We start from the raw sequence: 13302 nt of genomic DNA, 5'->3' as shown, positions 1-13302 counted from the left end.
TGCGGGCGAGTTCCTCCGCACTGAAGGCGGCGCAGGCGCGGCGGGCCAGCACCGTCTCGGCGTGGCCGGTGCGGCCTTCGGTGTCGAAGGCGTTCTCCTGCTCCATGAGCACCCGGCCCGTCTCGTCCGCCAGGATGGCGCCGAAGGGATGCTTGCCCTTCTCCCGCGCACGGCGGGCGACGGCGAGGCTCGCGCGCAGCAGGGCGATGTGGTCGGGCGCGGACGGCGACATGGCGCGGCACCTCTTGCGCGGCAGACGGTGATGCGGGGCGAGATCACCATGCCTGTGGCCGCGCGCAGCGTCGAGAGCGCACGCCACGCCAGGCGGCGCTTGCCGCGCCCCTCCCGCCGCGCCTCGCCGTGCCACCAGACGTCCAGCAGGTCCCGCGCATGGGGGGCGGGGCTGCGGAGCATCTCCGCTGCGCCCTCTCCCCCAGGCAGGGCGGCAAGGATCTCGCGCACCGTTGCCCCGCGCAGGCCGAGGCGCAGCGCGCCGGTCCAGCCCGTCTCTCGAGGAAAGCGGCCGCAGTGCCGCAGCGCAGCGAGCGCCAGCCGGTCGGGCAGGTAGTTGACCAGCGGCAGCGACGTGGTGTGCGTCTCCACAGGGAACCAGCGCCAGGGGGTCTCGGTCACGATCATCACCCCGCCTGGCTTTAGCGCCGCCGAGAGTGCGCCCGGCAGTGCCGGGCCCTCCTGCGGCAGCAGGTGTTCCACCACGGCGTTGAGCTGCACGATGTCGTAGCCGGCGCCGGTCGCCGCGGGCAGGCGCCCGCCTTCCGAGAGCAGCAGTCGGGGGGCTCGCCCTGGCCATCGAAGCGGGCCCGCGCGATGGAGAGTGTGAAGGCGTCCGGATCCGCCCCGGTCAGCCGCGCATGAGGGAAGTGCGCGCGGATAGCGGCCAGCGAGGAGCCGCAGCCGCAGCCGTAGTCGAGCACCTCGTGCGGCGCGCCGCGGTCGAGCCCGCCCAGGAAACGGTCCAACATGTGGGCGGTCCGCACGCGCACGAACCAGTCCCGTTCGGCGTCGCGCAGCAGAAACAGCGGCCCGTGCGCCGGGAGCAGACCGCGCGCGAAGGCCTCGGCTTAGGGGAAGCTATACTCGTGCGGCGCGCGCCCGGGCAGGGTGTGGCGGAAGCCGGTGACGCGGCCCTTGGCGAAGGTGACGCACACCTCGCCCTCGGGCAGCGTAAAGCGGAGCGGATGGGTGATGGCCAGCTCTCCTTCCCGCCCCCCTGCGCCCGGCAGGACTCGAACCCGCAACCAAGCCGTTATGAGCGGCCCGCTCTGACCATTGAGCTACGGGCGCGAGGGGGAGGGCCGAGCATGGGCAAGCCCGGGCGGCCCGTCCAGGGGCCGCGCCGATCAGCCCTGCGGCTTGCGCCGGTCCACCACCGGCCAGGAGTGCTGCTTGTAGCGCTCGATGGAGTCCACCACGATGCGCTTCGCCTCCTCGGCATCGCCCCAGCCGATGATCTTCACCCACTTGCCGGGCTCCAGATCCTTGTAGTGCTCGAAGAAGTGGCGCACCTGGTCGAGCGTGATCTGCGGCAGATCCGTGTAGTTCGTCACGTGCTGGTAGCGCTTGGTGAGCTTGGGCGAGGGCACGGCGAGGATCTTCTCGTCCATCCCGCCATCGTCCTCCATCTTCAGCACGCCGACAGGCCGGACATTGATCACCGCGCCCGGCACGATGGGCCGGGTGTTGGCCACCAGCACGTCCAGCGGGTCCCCGTCGCCGCACAGGGTGTGCGGCACGAAGCCGTAGTTGCCCGGGTAGCGCATGGGGGTGTGGAGGAAGCGGTCCACGAAGAGCGTCCCCGCATCCTTCTCCAGCTCGTATTTGATCGGCTCCCCGCCGACGCCGACCTCGACGATCACGTTCAGGTCCTCGGGCGGGTTCTTGCCGATGGGGATGGCTTCGATGCGCATGGGCACTCCGGGCGATGGATGTCGCGGCCCCCTCTACACGGTCACCCGCCGGCCACACAACGCGCCCAACTGGGGCGGGTGAGGCGGGCGGCGTTGCGCGGCGCAGCGTTCCGGGCCACGCTCCGCCCGCACCGCGGCTTCCGGACGCCCGGGGGCGGGGCGGAACCATAACGCCGAAACATAACAAGGAAGGGAGTGCACCGTTGACCACCATCACCCTTCTCCTGGTGATCCTGCTCGGGGCGTGCTCGATCGCCTATGGCTGGGTCACCACCCGGGAGATCATGGCCAAGCCCGCGGGCGACGCCCGCATGCAGGAGATCGCGCGCGCCATTCAGGAAGGGGCGAGCGCCTACCTCAAGCGCCAGTACATGACCATCGGCGCGGTCGGCGCGGTGCTCTTCGTGCTGGTCTGGCTGCTGCTGGGCGCGCCGGTGGCCATCGGCTTCCTGATCGGCGCGGTGCTCTCGGGCGCGGCGGGCTTCATCGGCATGAACGTCTCGGTGCGCGCCAATGTCCGCACGGCCGAGGCCTCCACCCAGGGCCTCGCCGCGGGGCTCGACCTCGCCTTCAAGTCGGGCGCCATCACGGGGATGCTGGTGGCCGGCCTCGCGCTGCTGGGCGTGGCCGTCTATTTCTTCGTGCTGGTGGTGCTGGGCGGGCTCGAGCCCAATTCGCGCACCGTGATCGACAGCCTGGTGGCGCTGGGCTTCGGCGCCTCGCTGATCTCGATCTTCGCGCGGCTGGGCGGCGGCATTTTCACCAAGGGCGCCGATGTGGGCGGCGACATGGTGGGCAAGGTCGAGGCCGGCATCCCCGAGGACGACCCGCGCAACCCCGCCACCATCGCCGACAATGTGGGCGACAATGTGGGCGACTGCGCCGGCATGGCGGCCGACCTGTTCGAGACCTACGCCGTGACGGCGGTGGCGACCATGGTGCTCGCCGCCATCACCTTCACCGAGGGGCGGATGGCGACCATGCTCTTCCCGCTGCTGATCGGGGGGCTGTGCGTCGTCACCTCCATCTACGGCACCTACAAGGTGAAGCTGCCGGCGAACAACTCGATCATGGGGGCGATGTACACGGGGCTGATCTGGACGGGCGGGCTTTCCCTCGCGGGGCTGCTGCCGCTCGCGCTGCTCACCTTCGGCTTCAACAAGGGCTTCGGCTTCGGCTTCGCCATGTTCCTCTGCGGGGCGGTGGGGCTCGCCGTCACCGCGGCCATCGTCTGGATCACGGAATACTACACCGGCACGGGCTTCCGCCCCGTGAAGGCCATCGCCGAGGCCTCGCAGACCGGGCACGGCACCAATGTGATCCGCGGCCTCGCCGTCTCGATGGAGAGCACGGCGCTGCCCGCGCTCGTCATCATCCTCGGCGTCATCACCGCCTATGCGCTGGGCGGGCTCTATGGCATCGCCATCGCCACCACCACCATGCTCTCGCTCGCGGGCATGATCGTGGCGCTCGACGCCTTCGGCCCCGTCACCGACAACGCGGGCGGCATCGCCGAGATGGCCGGGCTTCCGCCCGAGACGCGCGTGACCACCGACGCGCTGGACGCGGTGGGCAACACCACCAAGGCCGTGACCAAGGGCTACGCCATCGGCTCGGCCGGGCTCGGCGCGCTGGTGCTCTTCGCCGCCTACACGCAGGACCTGAACTACTTCATCTCCAAGCCCGCCGAGTATCCGTATTTCGCGGGGCTCGGCGCGATCGACTTCTCGCTCGCCAACCCCTATGTCGTGGTCGGGCTGCTGTTCGGCGGGCTGATGCCCTACCTGTTCGGCGGGCTGAGCATGACGGCGGTGGGCCGGGCCGCGCAGTCCGTGGTGGAGGAGGTGCGCCGGCAGTTCCGCGAGAAGCCGGGCATCATGGCGGGCGCCGAGAAGCCGGATTACGGCCGCGCGGTGGACATGCTCACCAAGGCCGCCATCAAGGAGATGATCATCCCCTCGCTGCTGCCGGTGCTGGGGCCGGTGGTGTGGTTCGTCTTCGTGCTGGCCATCGCCGGCAAGGCGGCGGCCTTCGCGGCACTCGGCGCGCTGCTGCTCGGCGTGATCGTGACGGGCTTCTTCGTGGCCGTCTCCATGACCACGGGCGGCGGCGCCTGGGACAACGCGAAGAAGTACATCGAGGAGGGCCATTACGGCGGCAAGGGCAGCGACGCCCACAAGGCCGCCGTGACGGGCGACACGGTGGGCGACCCCTACAAGGACACCTCGGGCCCCGCGGTGAACCCGATGATCAAGATCACCAACATCGTGGCGCTGATGCTGCTGGCGGTGCTGGCGGCGTAGCGCCCCACGAAAGTTTTCGCCGCTGAAGTGCGCGGCGAACACCTTCGCGGGGGCCCCATCCTGGCCCCTGATCCTGTCAGGTGTCGTGGCCCGGCGAGGCAGAGCCTCGCCGGGTTTTTCATGCGGGAAGCGGAGGCGGGCACGCGCCGGCTGCACCGTCACGCCTGCCGGGAGGGCCTGGGGGTTGCGGTGCGGGGCGCGACGCGCCTTCTATCCCCCATGCTCCGGGCGCTTCTCCTGTTTCTGATCCTGTTCGCGCCGGCCTCGGCGCGCGCGGCCGAATCCGCCCCCGTCGCCTCGCCCCGCGCCACCGCGACCCTGCTGGCCGACCGCGCGGCCATCGCCCCGGGCGAGAGCTTCCGCCTGATGCTCCATCTCGCCCTCGCGCGCGGCTGGCACAGCTACTGGACCAATGCCGGCGACGCGGGGGCCGCGCCGGAACTGACCGTGACGCTGCCGGAGGGCTGGAGCGCCGGCGCCCTGCAATTCCCCGCCCCCCAGCGCATCGCCTTCGGCCCGCTGATGAATTTCGGCTACACGGGCGAGGCCGGCTTCCTGCTGCCCCTCACCGCCCCCGCCACGCTGCGCCCCGGCGAGCGCGTGACGCTGGAGGCCGAGGCGAGCTGGCTCGTCTGCGCCGATGTCTGCATCCCGGAGGAGGGGCGCTTCGCCCTCACCCTGCCCGTCGAGGCCGCGCCGCGCCCCGCGAACCTCGCCCGCTTCCTCGCCGCCGAGGCTGCCCTGCCGCGCGAGGCCCCCTTCGCCGCCCGCTTCGCCCGGGACGGGCCGCGCGCCGTGCTGAGCGTGACGGGCGAGGGCCTCAGCCCCGCCAGCCTGCGCGAGGCCGCCTTCTTCCCCCTCGCGCCCAACCTGATCGAGAACCCCGCCCCGCAGCGCCTCGCCGCGCGCGAAGGCGGCTTCACCCTGACCCTCACCCCCGGCCCCGCCCCCTGGCCCGGGAGGCTGGAGGGCGTGCTGACCCTGACCGATGCGGCCGGGGTGCGCGGCGCTTATCTGATCCGCGCCGAGCCGGGCGGGCCCCTGCCCTCGCCTGGCCTGCCGCTGTGGCAGATCCTCGGCCTCGCGCTGCTGGGCGGGCTGGTCCTGAACCTGATGCCCTGCGTCTTCCCCGTGCTGGCGATGAAGGCGATGGCGCTGGCGAAGCTCTCCGGCGCGGCGCGCGGGGCGGTGCGGGCCGAGGCGCTGGGCTACACGCTCGGCGTGCTCGCGGGCTTCCTCGCCATCGCGGGGCTGATGCTCGGGCTGCGCGCGGCGGGGGCGGCGGCGGGCTGGGGCTTCCAGTTCACCTGGCCGGCCTTCGTCGCCGGCATGGCCTGGCTGATGCTGGCGGTGGGGCTCAACCTCTCGGGCGTGTTCCACCTGCGCGGGCCGTCGCTGGCGGGCGGGCATCTGGGCAGCTTCGGCACGGGGCTGCTGGCCGTGGTGGTGGCCACCCCCTGCACCGCGCCCTTCATGGCCACCGCCATCGGCGCGGCGCTGACCCTGCCCTGGGTGCAGGTGCTGGGCGTCTTCGCCGCCATGGGGCTCGGGCTCGCCCTTCCCTACGCGCTGCTCGGCGCCTTCCCGGCCCTGGCTCGCGTCCTGCCTCGGCCGGGAGCGTGGATGGAGCGGCTCAGGCAGTTCCTCGCCTTCCCCATGTATGGCGCGGCCGCCTGGCTGGTCTGGGTGCTGGCGCAGCAGACCGGGCCCGACGGGGTGCTGACGGCGCTGGCCGGGGGCGTGCTCATCGGCCTCGCAGCCTGGGCCTATGGCGCGGCGCAGGCGAGCGGCGGGGCGGGGCGGCTCGGCCGGGCCATGGCGGCGCTGGCGGTGCTGGGCGCGCTGGCGCTGCTGCCCCTGCTCTCCTCCGCGCCGCCGGCCAGCGCGGCGGTGGCGGCCCATGCCGAGCCCTGGTCGCCCGCCCGGGTGGCGGAGCTGCGCGCCGAGGGCCGGCCGGTCTTCGTCAACCTCACCGCGGCCTGGTGCATCTCCTGCAAGGTGAACGAGCGCATCGCGATCCAAACCGAGGCCACCCAGGCGGCGATGCGCGAGGCGAATGTCGCGCAGCTCACCGGCGACTGGACGCGGGGCGAGCCCGCCATCACCGCCCTGCTGCGCGAGCATGGGCGGGACGGGGTGCCGCTCTACCTGCTTTATCCCGCGGGCGGGGGCGCGCCCGCGGTGCTGCCGCAAATCCTCACCGAGAGCATCCTCCGCGCGGCCATCGCCGAGGCGCGGGGCGGGCGCTGAGCTTCCCCCGCCCCCCGGCCGCCGCCGCCGGGCCGGTTATTGCGGCTCGATGCCCGCGGCGCGCACCACCTCGGCCCAGCGGGCCACCTCGCTGCGGACCAGGGCCCGCAGCGCCTCCGGCCCCTGGCGGTCGGGCGGGGCGGGGATGGAACCGAGCTCCTGGATGCGGCGCTGGATCGCGGGGTCGTTGAGCGCGGCGCGCATCGCCTGGTCGAGGCGCTCCACCACGGGCTGGGGCGTGCCGCGCGGGGCGAAGACGGCGTTCCAGCCCTGGAACAGGAAATCGGGCACGCCGGCCTCGGGGGCGCTGGGCACCTGCGGCGCGCCCTGGCTGCGCTCGGTGGCCGCGATCAGCAGGCCGCGCATGGTGCCGGCCTGGATCTGCGGCACCGCCGCAGGGGCCAGCACGCAGGCGCTGTCCACCTGGCCGGCCACCACGTCGTTCACCGCCGGCCCCTCGCCGCGATAGGGGATGTCGTTCATCCGCGCGCCGGTGACGAAGGAGAACAGCGCGCAGGCGAGGTGGTTGGTGGAGCCCACCCCGGCGTTGGCGTTCGAGATGCGCCCCGGATTCTCCCGCGCCATGGCCAGGAACTCCTGCATGGTCCGCGCCGGGTGGCCGTTCCGCACCACGAAATAGAGCGGCGTGCCCGCGATCAGCCCGATGGGCTGCAGCTCGCGCGGGTCATAGCCCGGCTGGCGGTAGATGGAGACGGCGGCCGAATGGCTGCCGAGGCTGCCCACGGTCAGGGTGTAGCCATCGGGCGCGGCCTGGGCGCCGCGCGTGCCGCCGATGGTACCGCCCGCGCCCGAGACATTCTCCACCACCACGCGCTGGCCGAGGGTGCGGGACATGTGATCGGCCAGGATGCGGGCCAGCACATCGGTCGCGCCGCCCGGGGCGAAGACGACGATCATGGTGATGGTGCGGTTGGGGAATTCCTGGGCCGGGGCCGGCGGGGCCGTCCCGAGCCAGAGCGCCGCGGCGGCGGCGAGCACGCGCTTCATCATTGGACACTCCTCCCGATCGGGCGCTTCGGCCCGGTTTTCCTGGACGCGCGGTGAAGTCTGGGGCGGCGGTGCGGCGCCGTCCATCTGTTTCGCTTATCGGAACGCTTTTCGCTTCGCGAGGTCAAGTGTATCGTTTCACCCATCGGCGTTTCGCAACGGGAGAGAGAGACATGCCGCCGGGCGCGAAGGACCCCTACCACCTCGCCTCGCTCCATCGGGGCCTCGAGGTGCTGGGCTGCTTCGCCCGCCGCCCCTCCTGGAGCCTCGCCGAGCTCGCGGCCGAGCTCGGCCAGAGCAAGCCCACCCTGTTCCGCGTGCTGCACACGCTGGAGGCCGCGGGCTACCTCGCGAAGGATGGCGCGGGCCGCTACGCCCCGGGGCTCGCGCTGCACGCGCTCGGCGCCAGCGCGGTGCGCCAGGAGCAGCTCCGCTGGCAGTCCCTGCCGCCCCTGCAGGTCCTGGCCGAGGAGACGGGCGAGACCGTCCATGTCGGCATCCTGCACGAGGGCGAGGTGGTCACCGTGCAGGTGGTGGAGGGCACCCACGCCCTGCGCATGCACGCGCGCGTGGGCAAGCGCGGCCCGGCGCATGCCAGCGCCCTGGGCAAGGCGCTGCTCGCCTACCTGCCCGACGCCGAGCTGGAGGCGATCCTCGCCCGCCACGGGCTGCCGCGCTTCACCCCCCGCACGCTCGCCACGCCCGAGGCGCTGCGCGAGGCGCTGCACCGCATCCGCCAGCAGGGCTGGGCGCCGGACGATGAGGAGCTGGAGCCCGGGCTGCGCTGCCTCGCCGCCCCCATCACCGACCACACGGGCCGGCCCAGCGCCGCCCTTGGTCTCTCCGCCCCCGCCGCGCGCATGGACGCGGCGCGGCGCGAGGCGCTGGTGCCGCGCGTGAAGGCCGCGGCGCTGCAGGTCTCGCGCATGCTGGGCAGCCCCGGCGCCATGGCCGCCTGACAACGACGACGACACCCGGAGGAAACCCATGGACGGCACGAGCCGCACGGTGCTGATGAACGGCGCCGACATCATCGTGGACCATCTGACGAAGCAGGGCGTGCCCTACCTCTTCGGCCTCTGCGGCCACGGCATCACCGGCTTCATAGACGCCGCCTTCAAGGCGCAGAACCGGATCAAGACCATCTCCACCCACCATGAGCAGACGGCCGGCCACATGGCCGACGCCTATTTCAAGGTGCGCGGCGAGCCGGTGGCGACCTTCACCTCCTGCGGCCCGGGCTCGGCCAACCTCGTCGTCGCGCTCGCCGCCGCGATGATGGACAGCAGCGCCTTCCTCGCCATCACCGGCAATGTGCCCACCGGCCAGTTCAACCGCGGCCCCTTCCAGGAGACGGGCCGGCATTTCCAGGGCGATTTCCCGAGCGTGATCCGCCCCTACGTCAAGCGCAGCTACCAGCCCATGCGCGCGGACATGGTGCAGCTCGCCGTCACCCAGGCCTGGGACCAGTTGACCGCGGGCCGCCCGGGGCCGGTGAACCTCGACGTGCCGCTCAACGTCTTCGTCGAGGAGGCGGCGGTGGTCCCCTCCGCCACGGTCAAGGCGGTGATCAACGGCGCGCCGGGCAACCCCCGCGCGCTCTCCGCCGCGCTCGACCTGCTGCTGAAGGCGGAGCGGCCGGTGATCATCGCCGGCCAGGGCGTGCTGCTCGGCCGCGCCTCGGAGGCGCTTCTCGCCTTCGCCGAGCGCACGGGCATCCCCGTCGTGACCAGCCCGAACGGCAAGGGCGCGATCCCCGACCGCCACCGCCTCGCCTTCGGCGCCATCGGGCGCAATGGCAGCTACGCGGCCAATGACGCGACGCGTAATGCCGATGTGATCCTCGCCATCGGCTTCTCCTTCGACGACCGCGCGACCTCGGCCTGGCTCGACGGCTACACCCTCTCCATCCCGCCCTCGAAGCTGATCCAGATCGACATCGATCCCGCCGAGATCGGCCGGAACTACCCCACCGAATACGGCATCCTGGGCGATGCGAAGGCGAGCCTCGAGCTCATGCTGGAGATGGCCGAGGCGCGCATGGGCGGGCCGCGCGAGGGCGGCGCCTGGTTCGACCGGCTGGCGCGCGGGCGGGAGGTGTGGCGCGAATACCAGGCGGGCCTCGCCGCCTCCGACCAGGTGCCGCTGCGCCCCGAGCGGCTGATGGCCGCCCTCTCCCGCGCCGTGCCGGAGGAGGCGGTGGTGGCCTCCGACGTGGGGGTGCACCACAACTGGATCATCCAGCTCATGGACACGCTGCGCCCGCGCCACCTGATCCATTCCTGGGGCTTCGCGGCCATGGGCTTCGCCACCAGCGGCATCCTGGGCGCGAAGCTCGCCGCGCCCGAGAGGCCCTGCGTGGCGGTGGTGGGCGACGGCTCCTTCCTGATGACGCCGCACGCGCTGGCCACCGCGGTGGAATACGACATCCCGGTGGTCTGGGTGGTGTGGAACAATGCAGGCTTCTGCTCGATCCGCGACATCCAGCACGGCATGTTCGGCGGGCGGGAGCTGGCCACCGCCTTCGAAATCCAGCGCACGGGCGAGAGCTACAGCCCTGATTTCGCGATGATGGCGAAGAGCATGGGCGTCGCCTCCCACCGCGTCACCCATGCGGGCGAGGTGGAGGACGCGATCGCCACCGCCATCCGCGCGAACCGGCCCTACCTGGTGGAGGTGCCGGTGGACCGCGACATCCGCCCCATCGGCACCGGAAGCTGGGCGCTGCCGCCGCTGCCGAACCCGGAGCCGAACTTCCTCAAGGCGCTGGCGGCGCGGGGAATCACCCTCTAGACAGAAACTGACACGCGGGCTCTGGCGCACCATCGGCATGCCGACCTCGCCACCACCCAAACCATAGTGCCACAGTTTCATCCACGGCGGGTGGGGACCGCCGGTGGGTAACTGATACGGCCGGCGGTCACGCCGCCCGTCTCACGGCCCGGCCGCCGCCCGTGCGATCGCCTCCAGCAGCAGCGCGGGGCGGAAGGGTTTGGTGAGGGTCGCCACCGCGCCCAGCCGCTCGGCGAGGCCCAGATGCGCCTGCGCATCGAGCCGCCCGCCGCCCGACATCACGATCACCGGCAGGCCGGGATGGCTGCGGCGCAGCGCCAGCAGCGTCTCGATGCCTTCCCGCCCCGGCATGATCAGGTCGGTCACCACCAGATCGGGCGGCTCCTGCTCGACGGCGGCCAGCCCGGCATCGCCATCCCCCGCGAGGCTGACCCGGTGCCCCGCGGCCTCCAGATAGGCCGCCAGCGCCGCGCGCAGGGCCACATCGTCCTCGATCAGCAGCACATGCATGCGGCGGCCTCCTCCCGGGAGGTGGGGAGCCCCTCCCTCACGCGCCACCCCTCTGCCGCAGCGCGCGCAGCACCGTGCCGACCAGCGTGGCGCGGGGGATGGGCTTGGTCAGCCTCACATCGCTCGGGCGCAGCCCGTTGCCATGCACATTGGCCTCGTGCGGGTAGCCCGACATGAAGACGGCCGGCAGATCGGGCCGAATCCGGCGGATTTCCTGCACGAGGCGCGGCCCCGTCAGCGCGCCCGTCATGATCACGTCGGTCAGCACCAGGGCGAAGCTCTCCGGCTCGGCGCGGAACAGGGCCAGCGCCTCCTCCCCCCCGCCCGTCTCGGCCACGGCGAAGCCCGCGGCCTCGAGCTGCCGGGCGAGAGCGCGGCGCAGCTCGGGCTGATCCTCCACCAGCAGCAGGCGGGGCGCTGGCGCGTCGGGGTTCAGCCCGCCCTGCGGCTGCGGCGGCGCCGGGTGCGCGCCCCCCTCGGCCGCGGGCAGATAGATCTTGAAGCAGGCGCCGCGCCCCGCCTCGCTGTAGACGCGCACCATGCCGCCCGATTGCCGGACGAAGCCCTGCACCATGGCGAGGCCAAGGCCGGTGCCCCGCTCCGGCCCCTTGGTGGTGACGAAGGGCTCGAAGATGCTGGGCAGCAGCGCCTCGTCCACGCCCATGCCCGTGTCCGTCACCGCCAGCATCACGTAGCGGCCGGGCGGGAGATCCTCCTCGCGCGCGGCGAGATACTCGTGGTCCACGCGCATGTTCGCCGTCTCGATGGTCAGCCGCCCGCCTTCCGGCATGGCGTCGCGCGCATTCAGCACGAGGTTGAGCAGCGCGCTGTCCAGCAGCCCGCGATCCGCCTCCACGGTCCAGAGCCCCGCCATGAGCGCGGTCTCGATGGCGATGTTCTCGGGCAGGGTGCGGCGGACGAGGGTGGTCATGTCGCGCACCGTGCGGTTGAGGTCTATCGGCTCGGGCCGCATGGGCATGCGCCGCGCGAAGCTGAGCAGTTGCCGCGTCAGCTCGCCCCCCGATTCCGCCGCGCGCAGGATGGCGTGCAGGAAGGGGGCGGGATCCTGCGGCGCATTCTCCCGCAGCAGCAGCAGCTCCGCATTGGTCATGATGACGCCGAGCAGGTTGTTCACGTCATGCGCCATGCCGCCGGCGAGGCGGCCGATGCTCTCCTGCTTCTGCGCCTCGTAGAGCAGGCGCATGTTCTCGTTCAGCCGCTCCTGCGCGGCCACCTCGGCGGTCACGTCGAGGACGAGGGAGTTCCAGAGCACGCCGCCATCGGGCAGCCGCGTCGGGCTGCCATGGCCTTCCAGCCATTTGCGGCGGCCCGAGGGGGTGGTGATGCGCCAGCGGTGCCGCCAGCGCGCCATCTCCCGCGCCGAGGCGGCGATCGAGGCCTGCATGGCGGGCAGATCCTCGGGCGCGATCGCCTCCCACAGCCGCGCCGGGTCGCCCCTCAACTCCTCATCGCCGATCTCCCAGATGTCGAGGCAGCCGGGCGACATGTACTCGATGGCGTCGCTCCCGTCCGGGCGGAGCAGGTAGCGGAAGATGGCGCCGGGCACATTGGCCGCGAGGTCGCGGAAGCGGCGCTCCGTCTCCTCCTGGCGCGCCAGGGCCGCGGCGGCGGCGGCGCGCGCCTCGCTTGCCTCGGCCAGCGCGAGACGAAGGGCGATCTGGTCCCCAGCCAGGGCCGCGAGGCCGCCCAGCATGTCGATCTCGCGCTCCGACCAGGGGCGGGGCGCGTCGGCGATGGCGCAGAGCGTGCCGACGGCGCGGCCCGCGGGGTCGCGCAGCGGCACGCCGAGATAGGCCGCAACGGGGGTTCCCGCCACCTCGCGCAGGGGCAGAGAGGGTTCGGCCGCGGCCACATCGGGCATGATCAGCGCCTCGCCCCGCTCCAGCACATGCCGGCACAGCGTCTCCGACAGCGGCAGCGAACGCTGGACCGCGGCCGGCGTGCCGGGGCAGGAGAGGCTGCGCAGGAGAAGGCGGCCGGCCAGCGGCTCGGCCAGGGTCACCAGCGCCAGCGGCGCCGCGAGCGCCTCGGCCGCCAGCCGCGCGATGCAGTCGAAGGCCGGCAGGTCCGGGCCGTCGAGCAGGCCCAGGCGCGCCAGGTCCAGGGCGGCTCGCTCACCCGGCATCATCGGGCCGCTCCTTCCGCGTCGTGGTGGGCGGAGAGGCTAGAGCCATTTCACATCGACCGGAATCGCGATCGGGGATTCCGGCACGGCGCTGATGTGTGATTCATCGGTCTCCGGAGCTGAAACCGGAGGCAGCGATGACATGGCGATCTGGCCAGGCATATTCGCAGGATCTGCGTGAGCGCGTGTTGGCGGCGGTGGACGGTGGACTGCGCGTGCGCGAGGTGGCGCCGCTGTTCCGGGTGAGCATCTCCTACATCTACAAGGCGCTGGCGCGCCGTGCGGCGACGGGGGCGACCACCGCTTCGGCGCGTGGTGGCGCGCGGCGCAAGGCGGTGCTGGCCGGGCATGAGGCGGCGCTGCT

Annotated in this window: 11 protein-coding genes, 1 tRNA gene and 1 pseudogene; 5 read left to right on the top strand and 8 right to left on the bottom strand. The window is 72.6% G+C overall.

Going from position 1 to position 13302, the window contains the following annotated elements:
• From H596_RS0117865 to ppa, 5 genes and pseudogenes are all read right to left on the bottom strand, one after another.
• Positions 1-232, bottom strand: a pseudogene (locus H596_RS0117865) (nucleoside deaminase); the annotation flags it as partial.
• 421 nt (positions 233-653) lie between these two features.
• Positions 654-983, bottom strand: coding sequence for a class I SAM-dependent methyltransferase (locus tag H596_RS25020; RefSeq protein ID WP_408735291.1), 330 nt, complete (start codon positions 981-983; stop codon positions 654-656).
• 99 nt (positions 984-1082) lie between these two features.
• Positions 1083-1259, bottom strand: coding sequence for a hypothetical protein (locus H596_RS23970; protein ID WP_156910182.1), 177 nt, complete (start codon positions 1257-1259; stop codon positions 1083-1085).
• A tRNA-Ile gene (locus H596_RS0117855) sits at positions 1233-1305 on the bottom strand. The genes H596_RS23970 and H596_RS0117855 overlap by 27 nt, the downstream gene beginning before the upstream one ends.
• 56 nt (positions 1306-1361) lie before the next feature.
• A complete protein-coding gene (gene ppa / locus H596_RS22310) occupies positions 1362-1928 on the bottom strand; it encodes an inorganic diphosphatase (protein WP_051213366.1) in 567 nt (188 codons plus the stop codon).
• Positions 1929-2131: 203 nt separating this feature from the next.
• On the opposite strand from ppa, the gene H596_RS0117845 reads away from it, so the two are divergent.
• Both H596_RS0117845 and H596_RS0117840 read left to right on the top strand, forming a co-directional pair.
• Positions 2132-4231, top strand: coding sequence for a sodium-translocating pyrophosphatase (locus tag H596_RS0117845; protein ID WP_245584064.1), 2100 nt, complete (start codon positions 2132-2134; stop codon positions 4229-4231).
• A gap of 219 nt (positions 4232-4450) precedes the next feature.
• Positions 4451-6481, top strand: coding sequence for a protein-disulfide reductase DsbD family protein (locus tag H596_RS0117840; protein ID WP_037301964.1), 2031 nt, complete (start codon positions 4451-4453; stop codon positions 6479-6481).
• Between the two features lie 36 nt (positions 6482-6517).
• Here H596_RS0117840 and H596_RS0117835 read toward each other — a convergent pair whose 3' ends face one another.
• Positions 6518-7492: a Bug family tripartite tricarboxylate transporter substrate binding protein gene (locus H596_RS0117835; RefSeq protein WP_027286031.1), complete on the bottom strand. Its 975-nt coding sequence runs from the start codon at positions 7490-7492 to the stop codon at positions 6518-6520.
• Between the two features lie 170 nt (positions 7493-7662).
• Here H596_RS0117835 and H596_RS0117830 point away from each other — a divergent pair, with 170 nt between their 5' ends.
• Together H596_RS0117830 and H596_RS0117825 are read left to right on the top strand one after the other, a co-directional pair.
• Entirely contained in the window at positions 7663-8448 is a 786-nt protein-coding gene (locus H596_RS0117830) for an IclR family transcriptional regulator (RefSeq protein ID WP_027286030.1), read from the top strand.
• A gap of 28 nt (positions 8449-8476) precedes the next feature.
• The gene (locus H596_RS0117825) at positions 8477-10282 is read left to right on the top strand and encodes a thiamine pyrophosphate-binding protein (protein ID WP_027286029.1); all 1806 of its coding nucleotides are present in this window, start codon (positions 8477-8479) and stop codon (positions 10280-10282) included.
• Positions 10283-10423: 141 nt separating this feature from the next.
• Here the strand turns inward: H596_RS0117825 and H596_RS0117820 are convergent, their stop codons facing one another.
• Positions 10424-10792, bottom strand: coding sequence for a response regulator (locus tag H596_RS0117820; protein WP_027286028.1), 369 nt, complete (start codon positions 10790-10792; stop codon positions 10424-10426).
• Positions 10793-10829: 37 nt separating this feature from the next.
• Positions 10830-12941, bottom strand: a complete 2112-nt coding sequence (locus tag H596_RS23135; RefSeq protein ID WP_051213364.1) for an ATP-binding protein — start codon at positions 12939-12941, stop codon at positions 10830-10832.
• Positions 12942-13075: 134 nt separating this feature from the next.
• Between H596_RS23135 and H596_RS23965 the strand changes: the two genes are divergently transcribed.
• On the top strand, positions 13076-13302 hold a 227-nt coding region (locus H596_RS23965; protein ID WP_245584063.1), incomplete at its 3' end, for an IS630 transposase-related protein.

This window comes from Rubritepida flocculans DSM 14296 (assembly GCF_000425365.1).
GTDB lineage: Bacteria > Pseudomonadota > Alphaproteobacteria > Acetobacterales > Acetobacteraceae > Roseococcus > Roseococcus flocculans.
Note: the sequence above shows the minus strand (reverse complement) of the source record. Positions and strands in the feature narration are given on the sequence as shown.